Genomic DNA, 25,200 nt, shown 5'->3' with positions numbered 1-25,200 from the left:
GCGGGCGCTGGCCGGATTTGACGGTTAGTTGCGTGAAAACGGATCGCCCCACTGATCGCCCCGACAAAAAAGCCGCGTATCAGCGCGGCTTTTTGTTTCCAGCAACCGGAACGGTGCGGTGTCTCGTCACCCTTCCCGCTTACGTCAGCGCACTGCTCAACAGCGTCTGCGCCTGCAGATATTCGGGCTGCACGATCAGCTTGTCCCATTTGAGCGCCTTGCCGCGCCCCCGCATCCGCTTGATGCGCCGCACCGACTCGGTCGACGCATTTGCCTTCAGCCCGTTCAGCACGACCTCGGCCGCGTCCGGCTGGTTGCACACGAGCACCATGTCGCAGCCGGCGGAGAGTGCCGCGTCGGCCGCCTGCGTGAGCGTGCCGCCTTCGCGCGCCGCTTCCATCGACAGGTCGTCGCTGAAGATCGCGCCGGTGAAGCCCAGCCGGCCGCGCAGGATGTCCTGCAGCCATACGCGCGAGAAGCCCGCCGGCCGCTTGTCGACTTGCGTGTAGATCACGTGTGCCGGAATCACCGCGGACAGCGACAGGCCGAGCCAGTCGTACGGCGCGACGTCCTGCTTGAGGATCTCGTCGAGCGAACGGTCGTCGGTCGGCAACGCGACGTGCGAATCGGCTTCCGCGAAACCGTGCCCCGGGAAATGTTTGCCGCAGTTCGCCATGCCGGCGAGCGACAGCCCGTGGTTCAGGCTCTTCGCGAGCAGCGTGACGACGCGCGGGTCGCGGTGGAACGCGCGATCGCCGATCACCTTCGAGTGCCCGTAGTCGAGATCGAGCACGGGCGTGAAGCTCATGTCGATTCCGCATGCGCGCAACTCGGCGGCCAGGATGTAGCCGACCGCGGTCGCGACCTTCATCGCGAGCAGCACGTCGCGATCCCACAGTTCGCCGAGGCGGCGCATCGCGGGCAAGACCGTAAAACCATCGGCGCGGAACCGCTGCACGCGGCCGCCTTCGTGATCGACGGCGATCAGGATGTCCTCGCGCACCGCGCGGATCGAATCGGTCAACGCGGTCAGTTGCGCGCGGTTCTGGAAATGCCGCGCGAACAGGATCACGCCGCCGGTGTTCGGATGCGCAAGGCGCCGCGCATCGTCGCGCGACAGGGCCGTGCCGACGACGTCGAGCATGACCGGGCCGGGAGTCGTTTTCATCGAATCGGAAAGTCCGTCAGGGAGTAGTTCGGGAAACAGGTGCAGGCGGGGCGGCGTCCGTCTCGGCGACCACGAACGACACCGCATAGTCGCGTTCGTCGCTGACCGTCACGCGTGCCGTGATGCCACGCGCGGCAAGCCAGTCGGCCAGCTCACCCGACGCGACGACGTACGGCTCGCCGCTGCGTTGATTGAGGGTCTGCAGCGCACGCCACGTCATCGGCCAGTGCATGCCGAGGCCGATCGCCTTCGAGAACGCTTCCTTCGCGGAAAAACGCGTCGCGAGAAACGCGATGCCGCGCGCCTCGGAACGCGCGCGGCGCGCGTGGAACACCTGCAGTTCGTCGGGGCCGAGCACCTTCTCGGCAAACCGGCCCCCCGTGCGCTCAAGCACGGCCGCGATGCGGCTCACCTGGACGATGTCGGTACCGATGCCGTAGATCGCCATGTCAACACCCCTCGGGTTGCATCGACGGCACAGGACGACGAGCGAAGCGCGTGCGCACCGGCGTCATCGTCAGCGCGCGCCGCCGTGCAGTGCGGCGACACGCGCCGCAACCATGATCGCCTTCATCTCGCGCACCGCATTGTCCCAGCCCGCGAAAATCGCGTGCGCGACGAGGGCGTGACCGATGTTCAGCTCGACGATGCCGTCGATCGCGGCGATCTGCTGCACGTTCGTGTAGTGCAGACCGTGACCGGCGTTGACCTTCAGGCCCAGTTGCCCACCGGCCTGCACGCCCGCGACGATGCGCTCGTACTCGCGCTGCTGCTCGGCTTCGTCGTGCGCATCGGCGTAGCGGCCCGTATGCAGCTCGACAACCGGCGCGCCAGCTTCGTGCGCCGCGCGAATCTGCGTCTCGTCCGGGTCGATGAACAGCGACACGCGCACGCCGGCGTCGGCAAGCTGCTTGCACGCCGCGCGCACGGCCTCGAAGCGGCCGGCGACGTCGAGACCGCCTTCGGTCGTCAGTTCCTCGCGCTTCTCGGGCACGAGGCACGCGTCGTGCGGACGCACTTCGCATGCGATGTCGAGCATCTCGGCCGTCACCGCGCACTCGAGGTTCATCCGCGTCTTCAGCAGCGGACGCAGCTTGCGCACGTCCGCGTCGACGATGTGACGGCGATCCTCGCGCAGGTGCAGCGTGATCACGTCCGCGCCGGCCTCTTCGGCGGCCAGGGCTGCGCGAATCGGGTCGGGATAGGTCGTGCCGCGCGCGTTACGCAGCGTCGCGACGTGGTCGATGTTCACGCCGAGGTCGATGGCGGTGGGCGTTGTCAGGAAGAAGCTCATAGATTTTGCAGGTCGATCAGGATCTGACGCGTGGCAAGCGGCGTACCGCCGAGATAGGTGTTCAGCAGGAAGCGCATCAGCGTCTTGCTTTGCGCGACCGTCTGGGCTCGATGGTAATCGTCCTGCTCCATGTCGAGCAACGTCTGTCCTGAAATCACCGGCCAATGCGACGGCACGTCGTCGCCCGCATTGCGCACGCCGCGCTCGGGATCGAACACGTACCGGCCATCGGGCTCGACTGCGCGGCGCGCGACCGTGCGGTTCAGCGCCATTGCATAACCGGTCTCGCGCAGCAGCACGCGCTCGAACGAGCGCAGCACCTGCACCGCGGGTTCGCCGTGCGCGAGGCGCGTGAGCGTCAACACGTAATGATTGAAGAGCGGCGGCTGAGGATCCTCGCGCGCGCAGAATTTTACGAGCAGTTCGTTTGCGTAGAAGCCGCACAGCAGCCCGTCGCCGCCGAGCGGCAGCATGCCGCCCACCCACTCGGCGCCCGTCAGCGTGCGCACTTCGGATTTGCCCGACCACGACAGCAAGAGCGGCTGGAACGTCTGCAGCACGCCGCGCAGTGCGGAATGCGGGCGCTTCGCGCCTTTCGCGACGAGTGCGAGCCGGCCGTGATCACGCGTGAGCACGTCGATGATCAGGCTTGTTTCGCGGTACGGATAGCTGTGCAGCACGAACGCCGGCTGCTCGGCGACGCGGAAATCGGACGTGCGAGACGTCGCACGTCGCGCCTTGCGACGCGGCGGTTCGGGCGGTGTCGGCAGCGGCGCGTCGTTCGCGCCGGCCGTCACCGCGTCTTCGGTCGACGTCAGCGCGTCATTCGTACCCATAGGCGCGCAGCCCCGCCTCGTTGTCGGCCCAGCCGCTCTTCACCTTCACGAAGGTCTCGAGGTACACGGGGCCGTCGAACAGCTTTTCCATGTCCATCCGCGCTTCGGTGCTGATCTGCTTGAGCTTCTCGCCCTTCTTGCCGATCACCATCGCCTTGTGCGAATCGCGTTCGACGAGGATCGTCGCGAAGATGCGTTTCAGGCGCCCCTCTTCCTCGAACTTGTCGATCAGGACGGTGCTCGTGTAAGGCAATTCGTCGCCGGTCCAGCGGAACACCTTCTCGCGCAGGATTTCAGCCGCGAGGAAACGCGAGCTGCGGTCGGTCAACTCGTCCTCGCCGTAGATCGGCTCGCCTTCCGGCAAATACGGCTTGATCGTTTCCAGCAGACGCTTGATGTCTTCCGGCTTCTGCGCGGACAGCGGCACGAGTTCGGCGAATTCGCGCAGCGCGCTCATCTTCTGCATGAACGGGAACAGCGATGCCTTGTCGGTCACGCGGTCGATCTTGTTCGTGATCAGCAGCGTCGGCATGCCGGGCGGGATCAGGTCGAGCACCTTCTGGTCGTCGGGCCCGAAGCGGCCGGCCTCGATCACGAACAGGATCAAGTCGACCGACGTGAGCGTCGACGTGACCGCACGATTCAGCGAGCGGTTCAGCGCGGTGCTGTGACGGGTCTGGAAGCCCGGCGTGTCGACGAACACGAATTGCGCGTCGTCGAAGGTATTGATGCCGGTGATGCGGTGACGGGTCGTCTGCGCCTTGCGCGACGTGATGCTGATCTTCTGGCCGACGAGTGCGTTCATCAACGTCGACTTGCCGACGTTCGGGCGGCCCACGATCGCGATCATGCCGCAACGGAAACCGGTAGGAGCGGGAGTGTTCATATCGTTTGGGAGACAGGTTCGGAACCGGCCGCGCGGCGCGCGGCACGATCGATGGGCAATTCAGTGGTCGGCATCGGCCACGCGCGCCTGCGCGGCAGCGAGGCTTGCGCCGCCCGGCGGCGTATCGGTGTCGGGCGACGCGGAATCGCGGGCGCGCAACGTCGGACGCGAAGCAGGGTCGGAACCGACCGGCTTTTCAGCGGACGGCGACGCGGAATCGGTCGTTTGGCTCACCTGCCCTGCCGGCTTGTCGGCCGCTCTGGAGGCGGCTTCCGCGGGCTTGTCCGCCCCGCGCGATCCGGCTTCGCCGCGCTCGGCCGCCTTGTCCGACGGCTTGTCGGCCGCTGGCTTCGCCGGTCGTTCGGCCTTGTCCGAAGCCGTTTCCACGTGGGATGCGCGAATCGCCGCCATCGGCGCCTGGGCCGGACGCTCGGTCGACTCCGCGCCGGCCTCGGCCGCCACCGCCTTCGCATCGCGCGCGGCCGCGCGCTCCTTGCGCTCCGGGGAACGCAGGTCGAGCGCTTCCTGCACACCCTTCACGCCCGGCACGATTTCGGGCTCGACATGCTTGGAGCCACGCGCGTTCTTCGAACGCTTCGGCTTCGACGCCAGCATCGGCGCGGCCGCCATCACCTCGTCGAGTGCCTTCTTCGCGGCAGCCTGCTCGGCCGCACGCCGGCTCGCACCGGAACCCGACACCTTCACGTCGAGCTTCGGCACCGTGCATTCGACCTCGAATTGCTGATTGTGCGCCGCACCATGCGTGGCGACGACCGTGTAGGTCGGCAGCGCGATCTTGTGCCCCTGCAGGTACTCCTGCAGCAGCGTCTTCGCGTCCTTGCCGAGCGTGCGCGGATCGATGTGGTCGAGAATCGGCACGTAGAGGCGCTTGATGACCCCTTGGGCGGCTTCGAAGCCGCCATCGAGGAATACGGCCCCGATGATGGCTTCGAATGCGTCCGCGAGGATCGACGGGCGGCGGAAGCCGCCGCTGCGCAGTTCGCCCTCGCCCAGCCGCAACCCTTCCGAAATATTCAGGGCCTGAGCAATTTCATACAGCGACTGCTGCTTGACGAGATTGGCGCGCACGCGCGACAGGTCACCTTCGTCCAGCTTGCTGAAACGCTGGAACAAAAGGGCGGCCACCGCGCAATTCAGAACGGAATCGCCGAGAAACTCGAGCCGTTCGTTGTGCGTGGCACTGTGACTGCGATGGGTCAAAGCCTGGCGCAACAATTCCGCATTGCGAAATTCGTAGCGCAGCCGGCTTTCCAACTGGGATAGGGGCATGGCAGGAGTATAACGCGGGCGCCGGTCGGGCCGAAACGGCGCGGCCGGACGCGAAAAGGCGTGACGAGGCGGTGTTACCGCCGGTTCTTAAAGTAGTTCGGCAATACGCGACGCGGCCCGTGCATCGCGTATTGCGTGTGCGTCGCAAAACGCGATCAGTTGAAGGAACCGATGCGCTTCAGATCGCTGAAGTTCATCCAGATGAAGAACGCGCGACCGACGATGTTGTTGTCCGGCACGAAACCCCAGTAGCGGCTGTCCGCGCTGTTGTCGCGGTTGTCGCCCATCATGAAGTAGTGTCCCGGCGGCACCTTGCAGATCACGCCGCGGCTGTTGTACGTGCAGTTGTCGCGATACGGATAATCGTAGGCGCCCATCACGAACGGCGGCACGGCGGGATTGTTCAGGATCGCGTTCTTCTTCGTGCCGATCGTTTCCTCGAACTGCTTCGCGTAATTCTGGCGCTCGTCGTCGAAGAAATCGGGCAGCGGCGTTTCGGGCACCGGCTGGCCGTTGATCGTCAGTTGCTTGTCCTGGTAAGCGACCGTGTCGCCCGGCAGGCCGATCACGCGCTTGATGTAGTCGACCGACTCGTCCTTCGGATAGCGGAACACGACCACGTCGCCACGCGACAGCGGGCTGCCCTGCGTGATCTTCGTGTTCGTGATCGGCAGACGCAGACCGTATTCGAACTTGTTCACGAGGATGAAGTCGCCGACGAGCAGCGTCGGCACCATCGAGCCCGACGGAATCTTGAACGGCTCGACGACAAACGAACGCACGACGAACACCGCGAGGATCACCGGGAAGAAGCTGGCCGTGTACTCGAGCCACCACGGCTGGCGCAGCTTCTCGTCGCGCAGCTTCGAACGCGTCTGCACCGCATTTTCATCCGCGAAACGCTTGTCGATGCGCGACTGCTGACGATCGAACTCCTCGATCGCCACGTCGGCTGCCTTGCGTCGCCGCGGCAGGAACACCAGTTTGTCCAGCACCCACGCTACGCCCGTCACCACGACGAGCACAAAAAGAATCAGCGCAAAATTCATAAAAGGATCAGTCCTGTTATTTGTCTTCGACGCGCAAGATCGCGAGGAACGCTTCCTGCGGGATCTCGACCGAACCCACCTGCTTCATGCGTTTCTTACCTTCTTTCTGCTTCTCGAGCAGTTTCTTCTTTCGCGTGATGTCGCCGCCGTAGCACTTCGCGAGCACGTTCTTGCGCAGCGCCTTGATGTTCTCGCGCGCAACGATATGCGCACCGATCGCGGCCTGGATCGCCACGTCGTACATCTGGCGCGGGATGATCTCGCGCATCTTCGCGGCCACTTCGCGGCCGCGGTACTGCGACTGCGACCGGTGCACGATGATCGACAGCGCATCGACCTTGTCGCCGTTGATCAGCATGTCGACCTTCACGACGTCCGACGAACGGTATTCCTTGAACTCGTAGTCCATCGACGCATAGCCGCGCGACACCGACTTCAGGCGATCGAAGAAGTCGAGCACGATCTCGGCCATCGGGATTTCGTAAGTGAGCTGCACCTGGCGGCCGTGGTACTGCATGTTGATCTGCGAGCCGCGTTTCTGCTCGCACAGCGTGATCACGGAGCCGACGTAGTCCTGCGGCATGTACAGGTTCACGGTGACGATCGGCTCGCGAACCTCGGCAATGCGGCCGGGCTCCGGCATCTTCGCCGGGTTCTCGACCATGATCGTCGAGCCGTCGCTCTGCACCACCTCGTAGACGACCGTCGGTGCGGTCGTGATGAGGTCCATGTCGAACTCGCGCTCGAGCCGCTCCTGCACGATTTCCATGTGCAGCAGCCCGAGGAAGCCGCAACGGAAACCGAAGCCGAGCGCCTGTGACACTTCCGGCTCGTACTGCAGCGATGCGTCGTTGAGCTTCAGCTTCTCGAGCGACTCGCGCAGCGCGTCGTACTGGTTCGCCTCGACCGGATAGAGGCCCGCGAACACCTGCGGCTTCACTTCCTTGAAGCCCGGCAGCGGCTCGGTGGCGGGCTTGGTCGAATGCGTGACCGTATCGCCGACCTTCGCGGCCGTCAGCTCCTTGATGCCGGCGATGATGAAGCCCACTTGCCCGGCCGACAGCGATTCGAGATTGCGCGACTTCGGCGTGAACACGCCGATGTGCTCGACCGGATACTGCGCGCCGGTCGCCATCATCTTGATCTTGTCCTTCGGACGCAGCGTGCCGTTGACGATGCGCACGAGCATCACGACGCCGACGTAGTTGTCGAACCACGAGTCGATGATCAGCGCCTGCAGCGGCGCGGCCGGATCGCCCTTCGGCGCCGGCACCTTCGCGATCAGCGCTTCGAGCACGTCCTCGACGCCGAGACCCGTCTTCGCGCTGCAGCGCGTCGCGTCGGTCGCGTCGATGCCGATCACGTCCTCGATCTCCTCGATCGCGTTCTCGGGGTTGGCGGCCGGCAGGTCGATCTTGTTCAGCACCGGCACGACTTCGACGCCGAGCTCGATCGCCGTGTAGCAGTTTGCGACCGTCTGCGCCTCGACGCCCTGGCTCGCGTCGACCACGAGCAGCGCGCCCTCACACGCGGACAGCGAACGGCTGACCTCGTAGGAGAAGTCGACGTGCCCCGGCGTATCGATCAGGTTGAGGTTGTAGACCTTGCCGTCGCGGGCGCGATACGACAGTGCAGCCGTCTGCGCCTTGATCGTGATGCCGCGCTCGCGCTCGATGTCCATCGAGTCGAGCACCTGCGCTTCCATTTCACGGTCGGCGAGGCCGCCGCATACCTGGATGATGCGATCTGCGAGTGTCGACTTGCCATGGTCGATGTGCGCGATGATCGAGAAATTGCGAATATGATCCATTCAGTGCCGATCAAGCGAAAAAGGCGCGCTCGACGACCGCGGAGCACGCCTTGTAAGTCGGTGAAAAAACGGCTTATTTTAGCCGAAAAGGCCTTTGCCGGGCGGTAATTTGGGCGCCGGGCACCGCGCGCCCGGTAACGGCTTCCCCGCGAGAGGCCAATGCTGCCGCCCCCGAAGCGAAAACGCGCCGCGCGAAGCGGTGCCACACCAGGCGCTCGAGCCAGCTTCAGCGCCGGGCCGCGAGCGCGTCGCGCACCCTCCCCTCGTCGAAGCGATGCCGGCACACTTCCGAGCCGTCGAGCAGCAGCACCGGCACGTCCTCGTCGTAGCGGGCAACGAGTGCCGGATCGGAGTCGATGTCGACATAGTCGACCGCGACACCGAATTCGGCCGCGACCGGCGCCAGCGCATCGCGCATGTCGTCGCACAGGTGGCACCAGCCGCGGCCGTAGAGCGTGAACATCCGCGCGCTACTTCTGCGTCGGGCGCGGCCGCACCGGCACGAACTGCGTGTTGTCGCCGCGTCTCACGAGCACCGCGACAGCCTTCTGCGGATCGAGTTGCGCGGTCACTTCGGCGAACTGCTTCGCACTGGTGATGTCGGTATCGCCGACACGCAGCACGATATCGCCGCGCTGCAGGCCCGCACGGGCTGCCGGGCCGTCGACGCCGTCGATCTGCACGCCGTTCTTCAGCTTCAGCGACTTCATCTGATCCGCCGAAATATCGCTGACCGTCAAGCCGAGCGAGTTGGCCTGGCGCGGCTTCTGCGGCGCGTTTTTACGCTGCTCGGCCTTCGCCGTCGTCTCCGCCGGCGTCTCCGCGATCGTGATCGGCAGATCGCGCGCCTGACCCTTGCGCCACACGCTGACGGTCGCCTTGGTGCCCGGCTTCGTGTCGCCGACCATGCGCGGCAGATCCGATGCCGTATCGACCGGCCGGCCGTTGAACTTCAGGATGATGTCGCCCGGCTGGATACCCGCCTTGTCGGCCGGACCGCCCGGCTCGACGCTGCTGACGAGCGCGCCTTCGGCCTTCGGCAGCCCGATCGAATCGGCCACGTCCTTCGTCACCTCGCCGATCGCCACCGCGATCCGGCCGCGCGTAACCTTGCCGGTCGCCTTCAGCTGGTCGGCCACGCGCATCGCCTCGTCGATCGGGATCGCGAACGAAATGCCCATGAAGCCGCCGGTGCGGCTGTAGATCTGCGAGTTGATGCCGATCACTTCGCCCTGCATGTTGATCAGCGGGCCGCCCGAGTTGCCGGGGTTCACGGCGACATCGGTCTGGATGAACGGCAGGTAGTCGCCGGTGTTCCGGCTCTTCGAGCTGACGATGCCGGCCGTCACGGTATTGTCGAGACCAAACGGCGAACCAATCGCGACGACCCACTCGCCGACGCGCACCTTGTTCGAATCGCCGATCGCGACGATCGGCAGGTTCGACGCCTGGATCTTCACGACGGCAATGTCCGTGCGATCATCCACGCCGATCAGCTTCGCCTTGAACTCGCGCTTGTCGGTCAGCGTCACGTAGATCGTGTCCGCATCGTCGACGACGTGCGCATTGGTCATCACGTAGCCGTCTGCCGACACGATGAAGCCGGAACCGACGCCGCGGTTCTGTTCGGCATCGGGCGGATTGTCGGGCGCCGGGGCATCTTTCGGGTTACCGCTACCGTTGCCGGGCGCCTGCGGCAACGGAATACCGAAGAACCGCCGGAAGAATTCCGACATGTCGCCGTTGTCGAAGCCAGGCGGGAGCGCTCCGCGCGGGCCTGCTATCGGCACGTTCGCGGTGGTCCGGATGTTCACGACAGCCGGCCCGACCTTTTCGACCAGATCGGCGAAGTCCGGGAGGCTGGCGGCGGGAGCCGTAGCCGCCACCGCGGTATGCGGGACGAGCGGCAGGCAGGCGCACAGCGCCGCCGCCGCGAGCCAGTTGCGCAGCGTGAGTTTCGTCATGTCGGAAGCCGAAGCGTTACTTGGAAGCCTTGTATTCTATGGCAGACACGAACTGCTGCAACGTAGCCGGCGGTACTTCGCCGAGCGCGGTGATCCAGTAGTCGCCGCGGCGCTTCACGAGAACGTGCGTCGCGCCGGTGCTTCCCGCGCCTTCCTTGCGCGTATTTTTCTCGGCCGGCTCGATGAAGACGGAGATCGTTGCGAGTCCGTCGGTGAAGACGGCCTGATCCACCGGAATCGGCGGATCGCCGGCGTCGCGCGCAGCCATCGGCCGGCGCACTTCACGGATCTTCTGGAAGCCGGCGACGTTCGGTGCAATCTGCCAGCCTTGTGCTTCCATGTCGATCGTCGCGACCGGCGGACGGACGACCGTCCAGCCGCCCAGGTTACGGATTCCGGCGGCGATCGACGACTTGTCGCCGGCCGTACCGCCCGTCTGCACTTGCGAGAATGCGATCTGCTCGAGCACGTGGTCGCTCGCGTCGAGCGTCTGCGAACGCAGCAACAGCCCGGTGCGGGCATCGGCCCACAGCTTGTACGTGAAGCGATACGCGTCCTTCGGCACGAGCTCGACGACCTGCGCGTCGATTCCTGCCACGCGATCCTTGCCGAGCGGCTTCGCGTCGTAGACGGACATCACGTGCTCGCCGCTCGCGCCGAGCAGCGCGGGGAACGAGTCGCGCGTCTGGCGGCGCTCGACCACGCACAGCTTGCGCTCCGGCACGAACGTGTAGAGCTCGTCGTTATGCCGCAGGACCTTGCGCGGCTTGCCGTCGAGCGTCTCGATGCGCTCGAACTCGCCGTCGCGGGACGAGACGTGCGCGATGCGCGACGACTGCACATATCCGCCGCGCTGGTAGACGAACGTCCCCTCGTAGTTCTGCTGCTGCGCCGCCTGCTGGATGCGGTCGAGCCAGTCCGCCGCACCCTTGCGGGTCGCGACGGGATCGTCCGGTTGCTGGGCGCTGGCAGGAAGGGATTGAACGGACAACAGGGCGGCTGCGCAAAGCAGGAGGGCCGGCAGCCGCTTCCATCCGGAGATGGCTTGATTCAACTGCAATGTCCGCATCGGGTTTATTGGCCTGGCGTGGTGGTCACGGCAGCGCGGATCAGCGGCATCGAGCCCGTGACGACGGGCTGCTGTGCGAATTGCTGATGCGCTTCGAGGTATTGGTCGAGCGTGGCGTCGCGAATGATGTTGACGTCCTGCAGGCCCGGCTGGACCGATGCCTGCGCGACCGTCACGCGCTGCAGGTCACCGCTCTGCGGCGCGCCTGCCGATGCGACCTGGACGGCGCCCGGCGTACCGGCCGTCTGCATCTGCGGGACGACGATCCACGTCAGCGTGGCTGCCGCGGCTGCCACCGCGAACGCGGGCACGACGCGCCGGCGCAGCGACAGCAGCTTGCGGGCGACCGGCGCAGCGGCCGGCGCGAGCAGGTGCGGCTCGCTTTCGAGCGCGGCCGACATGCGCGCGGTGAACGCGACGCTCAGCGCGGGCGACAGCGCGAGCTCATCCGAGCGCAACGCATCGCCGATCAAGTGGTAATGGGCCCACGCTGCGCGGTCCGCGCGGTCGAGCTCAGCCAGAAACTGCCCGTGATCCGGGCCGTCGAACAGTTCTCCGTCGACCAGAGCGGAAAGGCGCTCGCCGCGCGAGCACGCCTGCGACTGCGTATTGACCGACCCCATGATGCTCCCCATCTTGCACACACCCCGTCGTGATTCCACGACTCTATCCGTAACTAGACCCCGACCCGCGTCGATGCACCCATCGCGCTTACCAGCGCTTGCCTTCGGGCGTATCGAGCAGCGGACGCAATTTCGCAGCGATTGCCTCGCGCGCCCGGAAGATGCGCGACCGGACCGTCCCGATCGGACAACCCATCATTTCCGCGATCTCTTCGTAGCTCAGGCCCTCGATCTCGCGCAGCGTAATCGCCTGACGCAGTTCTTCGGGCAGGACGGCCATTGCAGCGTTGACCGTCTCGGCAATCTGCTTGCTCATCAACATCGACTCAGGCGTGTTGATATCCCTTAGTTGGTCTGCGTCGGAGAAAGTTTCCGCTTCCTCTGCATCGGCCTCGGTCGACGTCGGTGCCCGACGGCCTTGCGTCGCAAGGTAGTTCTTCGCCGTATTGACGGCAATCCGGTACAACCACGTGTAAAACGCCGACTCGCCGCGAAATTGCGGCAGCGCACGATACGCCTTGATGAACGCGTCCTGGGCCACATCCTCGACCTCGGCGGGATCCCGCACGAGGCGCGAGATCAGCCGAATGATCTTGCGGTGGTATTTGGAGACCAGGAGTTCGAACGCTGCCTTGTCGCCTTTCTGTACGCGCTCGACCAGAGCCTGATCGATTTCTTTTTCACTCACCTGACAAATCCGTTAACTAGGGATGCAACGCGGAGCGTTATTGTAGCGTTCCGGCGCCGGGCGCTGGTTACGGTCGGTAACTGCGCAGCCATCATGCCCTTCCCGCCGTATCCGCGGTTCGCGCCAGCACGGATAATGCGCTGAACGACGCGGCGTCGAGCGCATCGGCCGGAATCAGCAGCGGCCGTGCACGCCGGGCGCCCTGCCCGATCGACAGCACGAGCAGCAGGCTGCTCCAGTGCGCATGACCCGTCACGCGGCCACGCGCAAGTAGCCGCCCGCTGCGGCCAAAAGCCGCAATCTCCCCGAATGCATCGATCCGCAGCTCGGCCGGCAACCGACGGGCGCAGGCCCGCACAGCGCACATGGCAAGCAGCGCGGCCGTCGCCGCGGACACGCATGCGCCTGCAGCAGCGCCCGCCCGCGGCGCCCAGAACAGGTACACGGACGCGGCAGCCGCCGCGACGAATGCGGCCAGCACGACATACGACACGGCCGAGGCCCGCAGCGCAAAACGCTGCGGACGCCCGGCCGGAGCATCGAATGGACTCGTCAAGCGATTCTGCTTCAGACGCGCTTGAACACCAGCGTGCCGTTGGTACCGCCGAAGCCGAAGTTGTTCTTCACGGCCACGTCGATCTTCATGTCACGCGCGGTGTTCGCGCAGTAATCGAGATCGCACTCCGGGTCCTGGTTGAAGATGTTGATGGTCGGCGGCGACACGCTGTTGTGCAGCGCCAGCACCGTGAACACCGATTCGAGGCCGCCCGCGCCACCCAGCAGGTGACCCGTCATCGACTTCGTCGAGTTCACGACGAGCTTGTACGCGTGCTCGCCGAATGCCGCCTTCACCGCATCGGACTCGTTCTTGTCGCCGAGCGGCGTCGACGTGCCGTGCGCGTTCAGGTACTGGACCTCGTCCGCGTTCACGCCGGCGTCGCGCAGTGCCGCAACCATGCAGCGGCGCGGGCCGTCCATGTTCGGCGCGGTCATGTGGTACGCATCGCCCGTCATGCCGAAGCCCGAGACTTCCGCATAGATCTTCGCGCCGCGCGCCTTCGCCGCCTCGTACTCTTCAAGCACCATCACGCCGGCACCCTCGCCCAACACGAAGCCGTCGCGGTCCTTGTCCCACGGACGCGACGCGCTGGCCGGATCGTCGTTGCGGGTCGACAGCGCACGCGCCGCTGCGAAACCGCCGATGCCGAGCGGCGACACCGTCGATTCGGCGCCGCCTGCGACCATCACGTCGGCGTCGCCGGCCTGGATCAGGCGTGCGGCGAGGCCGATGCTGTGCAGGCCGGTCGTGCAGGCCGTCACGGCCGCGAGGTTCGGGCCCTTCAGGCCGAACATGATGCTCAGGTGACCCGAGATCATGTTGATGATCGAACCCGGCACGAAGAACGGCGAAATCCGGCGTGCGCCGCGGTCGACGTAGGTCTGGTGCGTGTCTTCGATCATCGGCAGACCGCCGATGCCGGAGCCGACCAGCACGCCGATGCGTTCCGCATTGGCTTCGTTCACTTCGAGGCCGCTGTCCCGAATTGCCTGGACGCCGGCTGCGATGCCGTAGTGGATGAACGTATCCATGTTGCGGGCTTCCTTCGCCGGGATGTACTCCTCGGCGCTGAAACCCTTCACCTCGCCCGCAAAGTGCACGGCGAGGTTCGACGGATCGAACTTCGTGACGGTGGCGATGCCGGACTTGCCGGCGACGAGATTGGCCCAGCCGTCGGCAACATTATTGCCAACAGGCGAAATCAGCCCCAGGCCTGTAACGACAACTCGACGGCGGCTCACGGTAACCTCTTTTCCATTGGATGACAAAAACAAAAGCCACAGTGGCCACAGGAACCAGCCCTGCGAGCCCTGTGGCTGTTAGTCCGTCCGGCGCGGTTGCCGGCAGGATGGCGCGTCAAACGCGAAGATCGCGGCGACGTGGCAGACGAGCGCGAAGCGCGCTTACGCCTTGACGTTTGCGCGAGCGTAGTCGATCGCTTGCTGAACCGTCGTGATCTTCTCTGCTTCTTCGTCCGGGATTTCCATGCCGAACTCGTCTTCCAGAGCCATCACCAGTTCGACCGTGTCGAGCGAGTCCGCGCCCAGGTCGTTCACGAACGAAGCTTCGTTCTTGATCTCGGCTTCAGCGACGCCCAGTTGTTCAGCGACGATCTTCTTGACACGTTGTTCGATGTTGTCCATTACCCCTCCGAGGGAAAGTTCAAATTTACAAGTGCGCGCATTTTATCAGGTTTGCTGACGCCAAAACGCGCGTTGGCTTGATGGTCGATCAAGCGCCGGTCCGCCTGAAAAACGGGATACGGCGCGGATGGTAAACGAAAACCGTTACGACATGTACATGCCGCCGTTCACGTGCAGCGTCGTGCCGGTGATGTAACCGGCTTGCGGCGATGCAAGGAACGCGACGGCATGGGCGATGTCTTCCGGGCTGCCGAGGCGGCCGAGCGGAATCTGGGTCTTGAGCGCTGCCTGCTGTTCTTCCGGCAGCGTCTTCGTCATGTCGGTATCGATGAAGCCCGGCGCGACGCAGTTCACAGTGATGCCACGGCTGCCGATTTCGCGCGCAAGCGCGCGGGTCATGCCCGCGACACCGGCCTTCGCGGCCGCGTAGTTGGCCTGGCCCGGGTTGCCGGCCGAGCCGACCACCGACGTGATGTTGATGATGCGGCCGCCGCGCGCCTTCATCATCGGGCGCAGCACCGCGCGCGACAGGCGGAACACCGACTTCAGGTTGGTGTCGATCACCGCGTCCCAGTCCTCGTCCTTCATCCGCATCGCGAGCTGGTCCTGCGTGATCCCGGCGTTGTTGACGAGCACGTGGAGCGCACCGAATTCCTTCACGGTCGCGTCGATCAGCGCCTCGGCTGCCGCCGCGTCGTTGACGTTCAGCACCGCGCCGCGGCCCGTCACGCCCGCTTCCGCAAACCCGGCGGTAATCGCGGCAGCGCCCGATTCGCTCGTCGCCGTGCCGATCACCGTCGCGCCCAGGCGCGCCAGTTCGAGCGCAATCGCCCGGCCGATGCCGCGCGATGCACCGGTCACGATCGCAACCTGTTTATCGAGAGTCTTTTCCATGAATCGAATATCCGTCTCTTGAGGAAAGGCGCCGCGTCAGGCGGTCGCCAGCTTGAGCGCTTCTTCGAGCGACGCCGGATCGAACACCGATGCGCCGACCAGGTTGCCGTCGATGCGTTTGGTCAGGCCTGCCAGCACCTTGCCCGGACCGCATTCGATCACGTGCGTGACGCCCGTGCCCGCGATGTGCTGCACGCACTCGACCCAGCGCACCGGACCCGCTGCCTGGCGCACCAGCGCGTCCTTGATCGCGGACCGATCGCTGACCACCGCGACGTCGATGTTGTTGACGACCGGAATCTGCGGCGCCTTCACGTCGACGTTCGCAAGATAGTCGCGCAGTTGATCGGACGCCGGCTTGAGCAGCGACGAGTGGAACGGTGCCGAGACCGGCAGCGGCAGCGCGCGCTTCGCGCCCTTCGCCTTCGCGATCTCGCACGCTTTCTCGACGGCCGCCTTCGCGCCCGCGATCACGACTTGCGCCGGCGCGTTGAAGTTCACCGCTTCGACGACGCCCGCTTCCGCGGCTTCGGTGCACACGGCGCGTACCGTGTCGTCATCGAGACCGAGGATCGCGGCCATGCCGCCCTGACCAACCGGCACGGCCGTCTGCATTGCCTGCGCACGGAAGCGCACCAGCGGCACCGCGTCCTTGAACGCGATCGCGCCGGCCGCGACGAGCGCCGTGTATTCGCCGAGGCTGTGGCCCGCGACGATCGACGGTGCCGGGCCGCCTGCCTGCTGCCATGCGCGGTAGCACGCGTACGCGGCCGTCAGCATCACGGGCTGCGTGTTGGTGGTCAGATTCAGTTCTTCGGCCGGACCTTCGGCGATCAGCTTGCCGAGATCCTGATTGAGTGCATCGGATGCTTCCTGAAGCGTCTCGCGTACGACGGCCAGATCGGCGAATGCATTGAGCATGCCGACCGACTGCGAGCCCTGCCCCGGAAAAACGAATGCAAATTTCATATCGTCCCCAATTGAATCGATTCGGACGGCGCGCGCGAACGGCGCGCCGGTTCGGGATCCGCGCGCGGCAAACGCGCGCTGCGGATCAGAAGCGGAAGACCGATGCGCCCCAGGTGAAGCCGCCGCCGACACCTTCGATCAGCACGTGCTGACCGCGCTGGATGCGACCGTCGCGCACCGCCGTGTCGAGCGCCAGCGGGATCGATGCAGCCGACGTATTGCCGTGCTGATCGACCGTCACGACCATCCGCTCCTGCGGCAGGCCGAGCTTGCGGCAGGTGCTGGTCATGATGCGGATGTTGGCCTGGTGCGGAATCAGCCAGTCGACTTGCTCGGGTGCGAGATTCGCCTTGGCGAGCGCCTCGATCGCGACCTTCTCGAGCACGTTGACCGCGAGCTTGAACACGGCTTGCCCGTCCATGTACAGGAACGCGCTGCCGTCGATCACGCCGCGATTGACGTTGCCCGGTGTGCAGAGAATGTGCGAATAGCTGCCGTCGGCGTGCAGTGCGCTGCCGAGCACGCCGGGCTCTTCCGATGCGGACAGGATCACCGCGCCCGCGCCGTCGCCGAACAGCACGCAGGTCGTGCGGTCCTTGAAATCGAGAATGCGCGAGAACGTCTCCGCGCCGATCACCAGCGCCGTGCGGTGCTGGCCGCTGCGGATGAAGCTGTCGGCCGTCGCCATCGCATAGGCAAAGCCGGAGCACACCGCCTGCACGTCGAACGCCGCGCCGCCGTTCTTGATCCCGAGCTTGTTCTGCAGCAGGCAAGCCGTGCTGGGGAACACGAAATCGGGGGTCGAAGTCGCGACGATGATCAGGTCGATCGACTGCGGATCGATGTCGGCCGCCTCGATCGCGCGCCGCGACGCTTCGAGCGCGAGATCGCTCGTCGTGACATCCGGTGCGGCGAAATGGCGCGCATGGATGCCCGTGCGCGCAACGATCCACTCATCGCTCGTCTCGATGCCTTCCTTTGCGAGACGCTCGGCGAGCTGCTGGTTCGTGACGCGGTCGGGCGGCAGATAGCTACCCGTGCCGAGCACGCGGGAATAGAGAGTCGATTGGGCCATTTATGCTTTAGAGGATTGCGCAGCGGAAGGTTCAGCGTGATGGCCTGCCGCCGGGCTCGCCTGGCCCGCGCTGCCTGCGTCGTGTTCGCCGTCGCCGAGCGACACCGAATTGTCCGCCATCGCGCGCGTGAGGCGCTCCAGCACGCCGTTTTTGACGGCATCATACCCGCGTTTGATCGCCCACTCAAACGCGTAGGCATCGGCCGAACCGTGGCTTTTGATCACGAGACTCTTCAGTCCCAGGAGCGCCGCGCCATTGTACTGGCGATGGTCGACGCGCTTCTTGAAACGCATCAGCACCGGCAGCGCGAGCAGCGCCATGAACTTAGACATCAGCGAACGGCCGAACTCCTCGCGGATGATGTCCGACAGCATCTGCGCGAGCCCCTCGGACGTCTTCAGCGCGACGTTGCCGACGAAGCCGTCGCAGACGATCACGTCGACCGTACCCTTGTAGATGTCGTTGCCTTCGACGTTGCCGCGGAAATTCAGCGTGCTGGCGCGCAGCAGTTCGCCTGCGCGCTTGATCGTCTCGTTGCCCTTGATGACCTCTTCGCCGATGTTCAAGAGGCCGATCGTCGGACGCTCCTTGCCTTCGAGCGCGGCGACGAGCGCATGCCCCATCTCCGCGAACTGCAGCAGGTGCTGCGGCTCGCAGTCGACGTTCGCGCCGAGGTCCAGCATCATCGTGTAGCCGGTCGGGTTCGGCAAAGCGAACGCGATCGCAGGCCGCTCGATGCCGGGCAGCGTCTTGAGCACATAACGGGAAACGGCCATCAGCGCGCCGGTATTGCCGGCGGAGATGCAGGCCTGGGCCGCGCCTTCCTTGACGTGGTTGAGCGCGACGCGCATCGAAGAATCTTTCTTCTTGCGCAGCGCCACTTCGACAGGGTCGTCCATCGCCACGACTTCTGTGGCGGGCACGACGGTCAGCGCGGGATCGTCGAGGGCTTTCAGCTTTTTCAACTGAGCGCGAATCGCGCTTTCGATGCCGACGAGCATCAGGTGCGCATCAGGATGCGCGCGGACGAACTTGACTGCCGCGGGAACGGTCACGGACGGGCCGTGGTCGCCTCCCATGCAATCGATTGTGAGCTTTACGGTCATGGAATGCGACGAATTTCAGGCACAAAAAAGCGGCAGTTGAATGCCGCCTTTTTGTTGAGCCAGGAAAGTGTCAAGCGAACCAGTTGTCACGCGAACGGCGATCGTAGCGCGCAACGCGTGACTTGACGCTTAGTCGTTCTTCGTCTTGACGACTTTCTTGCCGCGATAGTAGCCGTTCGGGCTGACGTGGTGACGCAGATGCACTTCACCCGTGCTCGGCTCGACTGCCAGCGGCGACGCCGTCAGGAAATCGTGCGAACGATGCATGCCGCGCTTCGACGGCGACTTCTTGTTTTGCTGGACTGCCATGACTAACTCCTAAATAATTTTCCGGATTCTAACACAGCCCGATCCGGCGCTTAACTACCCTGGCCCAAAGCCCTACGCCTTCCCGCGCCACAACTGCTTAGTGTTTCTTGCTGCCGTCCCCGTCCTTCTTCAACGCTTCCAGCGCTGCGAACGGATTCGGCCGTTTGCCTTCGTCCCCGGCTTCCCCGGACTCATCGTCCGCGTCTTCCAAAGGACCGCTCGCGCCCGACACGAGGCTTTCGTGAACTGCCGGGCAAACCTCGTGCTTGGGCACGAGCGGCAACGAAAGCAGCAATTCCTCTTCGATCAAGTCGACGAGATCGAACTGGCGAGAGCCCACGATCACATCGGCTTCATCGTCGTCGAGCGGAAATTCTTCAGCTTCTTCTTCGGTCGCGACGACCCGGTACGTCATGTCGACGTCGAACGTCTGGTCGTACGGAGTCATGCAGCGCTGGCAAGTGAGCCACGCATGGCCGTGCACCGCAAGACGCAGATACGGCTGCTGCCCATCGGCGCCATCGTCCTGCAACTCCTTCTGGGTGAACCCTTCGGCCTGCCACGTGAAGACCGTGTCGCGATCTGGCGCGTCCGCCGGCACTTCGTTTAACATGCGCGGCAGCTGCGAAAGACGCACCGCGCCTGCTGCCTGCCGCCCGCTGCGGGCGAATTCGAACAGGTCGACCGCGTGCGGATCAAGCGATGCCGCAGGCTTGCCAGAAGAAGTGTTCATATGCGCTCCTGCCTACAGGCTGACTTGCGGATCCGGCTTGGCACCGCTCACGTACGCGCTCACCTGGGTGATATACCGCCGCGCACGGTTCGTACTTTACTTCCGAAGACCCGGCAGGCGCCACCACAACGAAAGCCTGCCGACGAAAAGCGGGAAAGCATACCTGTTTTACCTTTTGCGGTCAATCACTTAAGCTTGCGTCCGCGCAACGCCGCGCCACACCTGACGACTCACCGACCCAACCGACCATGCCGGATACCGTTTGCCGCCCGCCGCGGCTGATTCTCGCCTCCAGTTCCCGATACCGCCGCGCGCTCCTCGAGCGCCTCGGCATGCCGTTCGACGTCGTGTCGCCCGATCTCGACGAAACCCCGCTCGCCGGCGAGACGCCGGCCGCGACCGCGCTGCGCCTCGCCGGTGCGAAGGCACGCGCCGTCGCCGCGACGCTCGACGCGCCGGACGGCGTGCTCGTGATCGGGTCGGACCAGGTCGCAACGTTCGACGGACTGCAGATCGGCAAGCCCGGCACGCATGAGCGCGCACTCGCGCAACTGATGTCGATGCAGGGTCGCGATGTCGAGTTCCACAGTGCGCTCAGCCTGTACGACAGCCGCACCGGCGAGACGCAAACCGAGGACGTCGTCACGCACGTGCGCTTTCGCTCGCTGCCCGAGGCCGAACTCGACGCGTATCTCCGCGCGGAAACGCCGTACGACGTCGCCGGCAGCGCAAAATCCGAAGGGCTCGGCATCGCGCTTCTCGACGCGATCGACTCCGACGATCCCACCGCACTTGTCGGCCTGCCGCTGATCGCGCTCACGCGAATGCTGCGCGCTGCAGGCTATCCATTGTTCGCCAACCACGGAGACCGCGCATGACCGCCGGCACGCTCTACCTCGTCCCGAACACCCTTGGCGAAGGCGACGAATCGATGCTCGCCGCGGTGCTGCCCGCCGCCGTGCAGGCCCGTGCCGGCACGCTCGGCTATTACATCGGCGAAAACGCGAAAACGACCCGCGCGTTCCTGAAGAAGATCGGCACGACGCGGCCGATTCAGGAAATCGAGATCCGCGAGCTGAACGTCAACACACCGGGCGGCGAGATCGACCGGCTGCTCGCTCCTGTACTGGCCGGCGCGGACGCGGGGCTCGTGTCCGAGGCCGGCTGCCCTGCCGTGGCCGACCCCGGCGCGCTGCTGGTGCGCCGCGCGCACGAGCGCGGCGTGAAGGTCGTGCCGCTGGTCGGGCCGAGTTCGATCCTGCTCGCGCTGATGGCATCGGGCCTGAACGGCCAGAGTTTCGCGTTCAACGGCTATCTGCCGGTCGATGCGGCGGCGCGCGCGAAACGTCTGCGCGAGCTGGAACAACTGTCACGCAAGGCACGCCAGACGCAGATCTTCATCGAGACGCCGTACCGGAACCACGCGATGCTCGACACGCTGGTCGCGACATGTGCGCCGTCGACGCAGATCTGTGTCGCAGCCGATCTGACCCTCGATACCGAGACGATCGCCAGCCGTTCGGTGGCGGACTGGAAAAAGGCGCCTGCACCGAATCTGCACAAGCGCCCTGCCATCTTCCTGCTGCTCGCAAACTGAGGCGGGAAGCCAGCGGCGGTACGGGTCGTTCCGCCCCGTTCGCCGCTCAGCGCAGGCTGAACGACGTGCCGCCCGCTGTGAGCGCCTTCATCGCAGCGCCGCCGACGGCCGCACCGAACTTGCGTGCGACGCGGTTCGTCAGGCTTTCCTTCACCGTGTAGTCGACGAGGTCGGGTGCCTTCAGCACGTCGCGCGCGACCGTGTCCGTCGTGCCGTAGCCGTCCGCGAGTCCGAGTTCGACGCTCTTCTCGCCGGTCCAGAACAGCCCCGAGAACATGTCGGGCGTTTCATGCAGCCGCTTGCCGCGGCCATCCTTCACGGCCTTGATGAACTGCGCATGGACCTGGTCGAGCAGTTCCTGCGCATGGGCATCCATCTTCGGCGTCTCGGGAGAGAACGGATCGTAGAAGCCCTTGTTTTCGCCCGACGTATGCAGGCGCCGGTCGACGCCAAGCTTGCCCATCAGGCCCGTGAAACCGAAACCGTCCATCAGCACGCCGATCGAACCGACGATGCTCGCCTTGTCGACGAAAATCTTGTCGGCGGCCGACGCAATGTAATAGCCGCCCGATGCGCACATGTCGGTCACGACGACATACAGCGGCTTGTCCGGGTACTTCGCGCGCAGCCGCCGGATCTCGTCGTAGACCATGCCGGCCTGCACCGGGCTTCCGCCGGGGCTGTTGATCCGCAGCACGACGCCGGCCGTGCCGTCGTCGTCGAATGCTGCATCGAGCGCGGTATTGATGTCGTCGGCGTTCGCGTTGGTGCCGGCCGCGATCTCGCCGTCGATCGTCACGAGTGCCGTGTGCCGCCCGCTCGACGAAAACTTCGAGTCGCTCGAGAAATCGATCAGCGCAAACGCGAGCAGCACGAATACACCGAGGAACGCGAAACGGAAGAAGATCTTCCAGCGCCGCGCCGCACGCTGTTCCTTCACGGCCGCGAGCGCGATCCGTTCGAGCGCGGCGCGCTCCCAGTTCGGTTCACGGCTGTCGGGACGGGACGAGGAATCAGGGAAATTCGGTTGGTCGGCCATGCAATGTTGTCGTCAGTCGGTCGTGGCGGGGGGAACCGGCGCGGCGGGATGCAGGTCCGCATCGGGCACCCAGAATACCGCACGCCCGTCGGACGTGTCGCGCTCGTCCACATCTACCGGCCGCAGGCGTCCGCCGCGACACGGGCCGCCGACGCACTTGCCGGTGTCCGGCGCATAGATCGCACCGTGCGTCGCACACATCAGATAGAGGCCGGACGATTCGAAGAACTGCCCTTCGGCCCAGTCGAGCTCCATCGGCACGTGCGCGCAGCGGTTCAGGTAGCCGTACGCGCGACCATCGTAGCGCACGAAGAATACGACGGCCTGCTCGCCGCGCAGCGTCGCATCGACGCGCACGCCGGCTCCGCCGTCCGTCAGCGCGTCGGATGCACATACGCGCACGGCGTCGGGCGCCGCGCTCATGCGTGCTCCCGCAGCCACGCCGTCAGCGCGACGACGTCCGGCGCGACGAAACGCGGCGTCAGCGCAGCCAGCGCGTCGGCCGTGTGTGCGCCGTACGAAACGCCGATGCCCGCGGCCCCCGCGCTTGCGGCCATCTGCAGGTCGTGCGTCGTGTCGCCGATCATTACCGTGCGCGCCAGATCCTGCCCCAGTTCGCGCGACAACTCGTGCAGCATCGCCGGATGCGGCTTCGAGAACGTCTCGTCCGCGCAGCGCGTCGCATCGAACAGGCTCGTCAGCTTCGACTGGTCGAGCACGCGGTTCAGCCCGACCCGACCCTTGCCGGTCGCGACCGCGAGCAGGTAGCCCGTGTCGCGTAACTCGGCGAGCAGTTCGCGCACACCGGCGAACAGCTCGATGCGCTGGTCGTCCAGCAGATAGTGATAGCGATAGCGCTCGGCCAGCCGTGGATAGTCGGACGGATCGAGGGTCGGAGCGGTAATCTGCAGCGCATCGCGCAGGCCGAGACCAATCACGTAACGGGACGCCTCGTCGGAAGGCGTGGGCAGACCGAGATCGCGGCAGGCGGCCTGGATGCTGTGCGCGATGTGCGCAGTCGAATCCATCAGCGTGCCGTCCCAGTCGAAGACGATCAGATCAAATTGCTGTCGGGCCATGCGATTCAGGCGGTATCGCGCAGAGCGCTGAGTTGGTCGAGGAAGCGCCGGCATTCGTCCGGCAGCGGCGCGTCGAACTGCAGCGCCTCGCCGGACAGCGGGTGGGCCAGCCGAAGCCGATGCGCATGCAGGAACATCCGTTTCAGCGACGGCTGCGCATTCGCGCGCGCCAGCGCCTTGTTCAGTGCGAAATCGCCATACTTGGCGTCGCCGGCAATCGGCAGGCCGAGATGCGCGAGGTGCACACGAATCTGATGGGTCCGACCCGTTTTGAGTTCCGCCTCGACCAGCACGTAGTCCGGCCAGCTATCGAGCAGGTTGAATACGGTGTGCGACGGCAGACCGTCGTCCTGGACGCGCACGCGCCGCTCCCCTTCCGGGGTCGAATACTTGAACAGCGGCACCTTCACCGCGCGGCGACGACCCCAGTCGGGCTGCCATTCGCCGTGCGCGCACGCAAAGTAGCGCTTGTCCATCCGGTTTTCGCGGATCTGTTCGTGCAGGCCGACAAGCGCAGTGCGCTTCTTTGCGAGCATCAGGATCCCGGACGTCTCGCGATCGAGCCGGTGCACGAGTTCGAGGAATTTCGCGCGCGGGCGCGCCTGGCGCATCTGCTCGATCACGCCGAACGCGACGCCGCTGCCGCCATGCACTGCGACACCGGCCGGCTTGTTGATGACGAGCATCGCGTCGTCTTCGTACAGCACGTCGAATTGCGCGGGCGGCACGATCGGTGTGTCGGCGCGCGCGAGGTCGGCTGCAGCCACCCGCACGGGCGGCACGCGGACGATGTCGCCGAACGCGAGACGATACTGCGCATCGACCCGCCCCTTGTTTACCCGAACTTCCCCGCTGCGCAGGATTCGGTAAATGTGGCTCTTGGGCACGCCTTTACAGACGCGCAACAGAAAGTTATCGATCCGCTGACCGGCCGAGTTTTCGTCGATCTGGATCATCGATACCTGGCCGCTTGCGACTGAATTCTGGGATATTTTGCCTAACTCATTCATACTGAATATAATTTTGCCCAGCCGGACGTTGAGGGTGGCCTGACAGGCCGGCCCCGACCGAGTCGGGCAAGGCGCAAGCGGAAACCGTTATTTTACTTGCGCCGGGGGTCTGCTGCTCACCCCTGATCAAAGAGATGCAGCAAGTTGCACGCACGGCGCAGCCCGTCGGCAAGGATCGCGCCCACAGGCGGATTCGGTCGGCAACGCGCCGCGGTAACGGAAAGTTGGTTGAAAAGAATTTGATCGGTAGCCCGACGGCGCGAAGTGCGTCCGCAGGCTGCCGGTTGCGAAAATTACGGCGTTGCGCCCGATTTGGCCCCGCGAAGCGTGCGGGGCTTGGCGACGTCAAACCAGGGAAGTACACCCCAGGCGGGAAAGTCGGGCAGGATTCGATACTCCCCGCTGCGGCCCAAGCCGCAGCATCTGCCGCCCGTCGGCGCGCGCGACGCATTGCGCGCGCCCCGTGGCAATGCCGGTCTCAGGCTTAGCGCGCTTTCGCAGCGTGCGGT

At 65.3% G+C, this 25,200-nt stretch carries 28 protein-coding genes; 2 read left to right on the top strand and 26 right to left on the bottom strand.

Annotated elements, in window-relative coordinates; translation table 11 throughout:
- Positions 1-139 precede the first annotated feature (139 nt).
- The 22 genes from nagZ to J7024_RS16835 all read right to left on the bottom strand — a co-directional run bounded on the left by nagZ (position 140) and on the right by J7024_RS16835 (position 19,966).
- Positions 140-1,168 carry a beta-N-acetylhexosaminidase gene (gene nagZ / locus J7024_RS16940; RefSeq protein WP_124829250.1) on the bottom strand — a complete coding sequence of 343 codons (1,029 nt, stop codon included), beginning with the start codon at positions 1,166-1,168 and terminating at the stop codon, positions 140-142.
- Between the two features lie 16 nt (positions 1,169-1,184).
- Entirely contained in the window at positions 1,185-1,616 is a 432-nt protein-coding gene (acpS, locus tag J7024_RS16935) for a holo-ACP synthase (RefSeq protein WP_124829252.1), read from the bottom strand.
- 69 nt (positions 1,617-1,685) lie between these two features.
- Positions 1,686-2,462 (bottom strand): pyridoxine 5'-phosphate synthase, encoded by a 777-nt coding sequence (gene pdxJ / locus J7024_RS16930; protein WP_124829254.1) that lies wholly within the window; start codon positions 2,460-2,462, stop codon positions 1,686-1,688.
- Complete coding sequence (recO, locus tag J7024_RS16925; protein WP_124829256.1) at positions 2,459-3,298, bottom strand: DNA repair protein RecO; 840 nt, start codon at positions 3,296-3,298, stop codon at positions 2,459-2,461. The genes pdxJ and recO overlap by 4 nt, the downstream gene beginning before the upstream one ends.
- Positions 3,285-4,184 carry a GTPase Era gene (gene era, locus J7024_RS16920; RefSeq protein WP_096507522.1) on the bottom strand — a complete coding sequence of 300 codons (900 nt, stop codon included), beginning with the start codon at positions 4,182-4,184 and terminating at the stop codon, positions 3,285-3,287. Before era ends, recO begins: the two co-directional genes overlap by 14 nt.
- 60 nt (positions 4,185-4,244) lie before the next feature.
- Positions 4,245-5,474, bottom strand: coding sequence for a ribonuclease III (rnc, locus tag J7024_RS16915; RefSeq protein WP_124829258.1), 1,230 nt, complete (start codon positions 5,472-5,474; stop codon positions 4,245-4,247).
- Positions 5,475-5,629: 155 nt separating this feature from the next.
- Positions 5,630-6,523: a signal peptidase I gene (lepB, locus tag J7024_RS16910; RefSeq protein ID WP_124829260.1), complete on the bottom strand. Its 894-nt coding sequence runs from the start codon at positions 6,521-6,523 to the stop codon at positions 5,630-5,632.
- 16 nt (positions 6,524-6,539) lie between these two features.
- Entirely contained in the window at positions 6,540-8,333 is a 1,794-nt protein-coding gene (gene lepA, locus J7024_RS16905; protein WP_124829262.1) for a translation elongation factor 4, read from the bottom strand.
- Between the two features lie 226 nt (positions 8,334-8,559).
- Complete coding sequence (locus J7024_RS16900) at positions 8,560-8,796, bottom strand: glutaredoxin family protein (protein WP_124829264.1); 237 nt, start codon at positions 8,794-8,796, stop codon at positions 8,560-8,562.
- 7 nt (positions 8,797-8,803) lie between these two features.
- On the bottom strand, positions 8,804-10,297 hold the full coding sequence (locus J7024_RS16895; RefSeq protein WP_124829266.1) for a DegQ family serine endoprotease: 1,494 nt from the start codon (positions 10,295-10,297) through the stop codon (positions 8,804-8,806).
- 16 nt (positions 10,298-10,313) lie between these two features.
- On the bottom strand, positions 10,314-11,366 hold the full coding sequence (locus J7024_RS16890; protein WP_124829268.1) for a MucB/RseB C-terminal domain-containing protein: 1,053 nt from the start codon (positions 11,364-11,366) through the stop codon (positions 10,314-10,316).
- Positions 11,367-11,371: 5 nt separating this feature from the next.
- Positions 11,372-11,989 (bottom strand): sigma-E factor negative regulatory protein, encoded by a 618-nt coding sequence (locus J7024_RS16885; protein ID WP_124829339.1) that lies wholly within the window; start codon positions 11,987-11,989, stop codon positions 11,372-11,374.
- 88 nt (positions 11,990-12,077) lie between these two features.
- Positions 12,078-12,677 (bottom strand): RNA polymerase sigma factor RpoE, encoded by a 600-nt coding sequence (rpoE, locus tag J7024_RS16880; protein ID WP_124829270.1) that lies wholly within the window; start codon positions 12,675-12,677, stop codon positions 12,078-12,080.
- 91 nt (positions 12,678-12,768) lie between these two features.
- On the bottom strand, positions 12,769-13,233 hold the full coding sequence (locus J7024_RS16875) for a protein YgfX (protein WP_175761272.1): 465 nt from the start codon (positions 13,231-13,233) through the stop codon (positions 12,769-12,771).
- Between the two features lie 11 nt (positions 13,234-13,244).
- Positions 13,245-14,477: a beta-ketoacyl-ACP synthase II gene (fabF, locus tag J7024_RS16870; protein WP_124829274.1), complete on the bottom strand. Its 1,233-nt coding sequence runs from the start codon at positions 14,475-14,477 to the stop codon at positions 13,245-13,247.
- A gap of 162 nt (positions 14,478-14,639) precedes the next feature.
- The gene (acpP, locus tag J7024_RS16865; protein ID WP_004197638.1) at positions 14,640-14,879 is read right to left on the bottom strand and encodes an acyl carrier protein; all 240 of its coding nucleotides are present in this window, start codon (positions 14,877-14,879) and stop codon (positions 14,640-14,642) included.
- Between the two features lie 144 nt (positions 14,880-15,023).
- Positions 15,024-15,773, bottom strand: a complete 750-nt coding sequence (gene fabG, locus J7024_RS16860) for a 3-oxoacyl-ACP reductase FabG (protein ID WP_006752487.1) — start codon at positions 15,771-15,773, stop codon at positions 15,024-15,026.
- Between the two features lie 36 nt (positions 15,774-15,809).
- Positions 15,810-16,742, bottom strand: a complete 933-nt coding sequence (fabD, locus tag J7024_RS16855) for an ACP S-malonyltransferase (RefSeq protein ID WP_234745317.1) — start codon at positions 16,740-16,742, stop codon at positions 15,810-15,812.
- An 85-nt stretch (positions 16,743-16,827) separates the two neighbouring features.
- Complete coding sequence (locus tag J7024_RS16850; RefSeq protein ID WP_124829278.1) at positions 16,828-17,817, bottom strand: beta-ketoacyl-ACP synthase III; 990 nt, start codon at positions 17,815-17,817, stop codon at positions 16,828-16,830.
- Positions 17,818-18,924, bottom strand: a complete 1,107-nt coding sequence (gene plsX, locus J7024_RS16845) for a phosphate acyltransferase PlsX (RefSeq protein WP_124829280.1) — start codon at positions 18,922-18,924, stop codon at positions 17,818-17,820.
- Between the two features lie 129 nt (positions 18,925-19,053).
- Positions 19,054-19,233: a 50S ribosomal protein L32 gene (gene rpmF / locus J7024_RS16840; RefSeq protein ID WP_047900174.1), complete on the bottom strand. Its 180-nt coding sequence runs from the start codon at positions 19,231-19,233 to the stop codon at positions 19,054-19,056.
- Between the two features lie 97 nt (positions 19,234-19,330).
- A complete protein-coding gene (locus J7024_RS16835; RefSeq protein WP_096507534.1) occupies positions 19,331-19,966 on the bottom strand; it encodes a YceD family protein in 636 nt (211 codons plus the stop codon).
- A 248-nt stretch (positions 19,967-20,214) separates the two neighbouring features.
- Between J7024_RS16835 and J7024_RS16830 the strand changes: the two genes are divergently transcribed.
- Positions 20,215-20,844, top strand: a complete 630-nt coding sequence (locus J7024_RS16830; RefSeq protein WP_124829282.1) for a Maf-like protein — start codon at positions 20,215-20,217, stop codon at positions 20,842-20,844.
- Entirely contained in the window at positions 20,841-21,563 is a 723-nt protein-coding gene (locus J7024_RS16825) for an SAM-dependent methyltransferase (RefSeq protein ID WP_124829284.1), read from the top strand. Before J7024_RS16830 ends, J7024_RS16825 begins: the two co-directional genes overlap by 4 nt.
- Positions 21,564-21,609: 46 nt before the next feature.
- Here the strand turns inward: J7024_RS16825 and J7024_RS16820 are convergent, their stop codons facing one another.
- From J7024_RS16820 to J7024_RS16805, 4 genes are read right to left on the bottom strand one after another with little or no spacing between them, the layout of a single operon-like run.
- Positions 21,610-22,602, bottom strand: a complete 993-nt coding sequence (locus J7024_RS16820) for a S49 family peptidase (protein ID WP_234745316.1) — start codon at positions 22,600-22,602, stop codon at positions 21,610-21,612.
- Positions 22,603-22,614: 12 nt separating this feature from the next.
- Positions 22,615-23,025 carry a Rieske (2Fe-2S) protein gene (locus J7024_RS16815; RefSeq protein ID WP_175770317.1) on the bottom strand — a complete coding sequence of 137 codons (411 nt, stop codon included), beginning with the start codon at positions 23,023-23,025 and terminating at the stop codon, positions 22,615-22,617.
- Positions 23,022-23,681, bottom strand: coding sequence for an HAD-IA family hydrolase (locus J7024_RS16810; protein WP_124829290.1), 660 nt, complete (start codon positions 23,679-23,681; stop codon positions 23,022-23,024). The genes J7024_RS16815 and J7024_RS16810 overlap by 4 nt, the downstream gene beginning before the upstream one ends.
- A gap of 5 nt (positions 23,682-23,686) precedes the next feature.
- The gene (locus J7024_RS16805; protein WP_124829292.1) at positions 23,687-24,691 is read right to left on the bottom strand and encodes an RluA family pseudouridine synthase; all 1,005 of its coding nucleotides are present in this window, start codon (positions 24,689-24,691) and stop codon (positions 23,687-23,689) included.
- Positions 24,692-25,200 lie beyond the last annotated feature (509 nt).

This window comes from Burkholderia sp. WTPI3, assembly GCF_021483755.1.
Classification (GTDB): Bacteria; Pseudomonadota; Gammaproteobacteria; order Burkholderiales; family Burkholderiaceae; genus Burkholderia.
This window is presented reverse-complemented; position numbering and strand designations above follow the sequence as displayed.

Bases quoted from the DNA above. Each gene is read 5' to 3' on its own strand.
- nagZ (WP_124829250.1), bottom strand. From the start codon at position 1,168: ATGAAAACGACTCCCGGCCCGGTCATGCTCGACGTCGTCGGCACGGCC.
- acpS (WP_124829252.1), bottom strand. From the start codon at position 1,616: ATGGCGATCTACGGCATCGGTACCGACATCGTCCAGGTGAGCCGCATC.
- pdxJ (WP_124829254.1), bottom strand. From the start codon at position 2,462: ATGAGCTTCTTCCTGACAACGCCCACCGCCATCGACCTCGGCGTGAAC.
- recO (WP_124829256.1), bottom strand. From the start codon at position 3,298: ATGGGTACGAATGACGCGCTGACGTCGACCGAAGACGCGGTGACGGCC.
- era (WP_096507522.1), bottom strand. From the start codon at position 4,184: ATGAACACTCCCGCTCCTACCGGTTTCCGTTGCGGCATGATCGCGATC.
- rnc (WP_124829258.1), bottom strand. From the start codon at position 5,474: ATGCCCCTATCCCAGTTGGAAAGCCGGCTGCGCTACGAATTTCGCAAT.
- lepB (WP_124829260.1), bottom strand. From the start codon at position 6,523: ATGAATTTTGCGCTGATTCTTTTTGTGCTCGTCGTGGTGACGGGCGTA.
- lepA (WP_124829262.1), bottom strand. From the start codon at position 8,333: ATGGATCATATTCGCAATTTCTCGATCATCGCGCACATCGACCATGGC.
- J7024_RS16900 (WP_124829264.1), bottom strand. From the start codon at position 8,796: ATGTTCACGCTCTACGGCCGCGGCTGGTGCCACCTGTGCGACGACATG.
- J7024_RS16895 (WP_124829266.1), bottom strand. From the start codon at position 10,297: ATGACGAAACTCACGCTGCGCAACTGGCTCGCGGCGGCGGCGCTGTGC.
- J7024_RS16890 (WP_124829268.1), bottom strand. From the start codon at position 11,366: ATGCGGACATTGCAGTTGAATCAAGCCATCTCCGGATGGAAGCGGCTG.
- J7024_RS16885 (WP_124829339.1), bottom strand. From the start codon at position 11,989: ATGGGGTCGGTCAATACGCAGTCGCAGGCGTGCTCGCGCGGCGAGCGC.
- acpP (WP_004197638.1), bottom strand. From the start codon at position 14,879: ATGGACAACATCGAACAACGTGTCAAGAAGATCGTCGCTGAACAACTG.
- fabG (WP_006752487.1), bottom strand. From the start codon at position 15,773: ATGGAAAAGACTCTCGATAAACAGGTTGCGATCGTGACCGGTGCATCG.
- fabD (WP_234745317.1), bottom strand. From the start codon at position 16,742: ATGAAATTTGCATTCGTTTTTCCGGGGCAGGGCTCGCAGTCGGTCGGC.
- J7024_RS16850 (WP_124829278.1), bottom strand. From the start codon at position 17,817: ATGGCCCAATCGACTCTCTATTCCCGCGTGCTCGGCACGGGTAGCTAT.
- plsX (WP_124829280.1), bottom strand. From the start codon at position 18,924: ATGACCGTAAAGCTCACAATCGATTGCATGGGAGGCGACCACGGCCCG.
- rpmF (WP_047900174.1), bottom strand. From the start codon at position 19,233: ATGGCAGTCCAGCAAAACAAGAAGTCGCCGTCGAAGCGCGGCATGCAT.
- J7024_RS16835 (WP_096507534.1), bottom strand. From the start codon at position 19,966: ATGAACACTTCTTCTGGCAAGCCTGCGGCATCGCTTGATCCGCACGCG.
- J7024_RS16830 (WP_124829282.1), top strand. From the start codon at position 20,215: ATGCCGGATACCGTTTGCCGCCCGCCGCGGCTGATTCTCGCCTCCAGT.
- J7024_RS16825 (WP_124829284.1), top strand. From the start codon at position 20,841: ATGACCGCCGGCACGCTCTACCTCGTCCCGAACACCCTTGGCGAAGGC.
- J7024_RS16820 (WP_234745316.1), bottom strand. From the start codon at position 22,602: ATGGCCGACCAACCGAATTTCCCTGATTCCTCGTCCCGTCCCGACAGC.
- J7024_RS16815 (WP_175770317.1), bottom strand. From the start codon at position 23,025: ATGAGCGCGGCGCCCGACGCCGTGCGCGTATGTGCATCCGACGCGCTG.
- J7024_RS16810 (WP_124829290.1), bottom strand. From the start codon at position 23,681: ATGGCCCGACAGCAATTTGATCTGATCGTCTTCGACTGGGACGGCACG.
- J7024_RS16805 (WP_124829292.1), bottom strand. From the start codon at position 24,691: ATGAATGAGTTAGGCAAAATATCCCAGAATTCAGTCGCAAGCGGCCAG.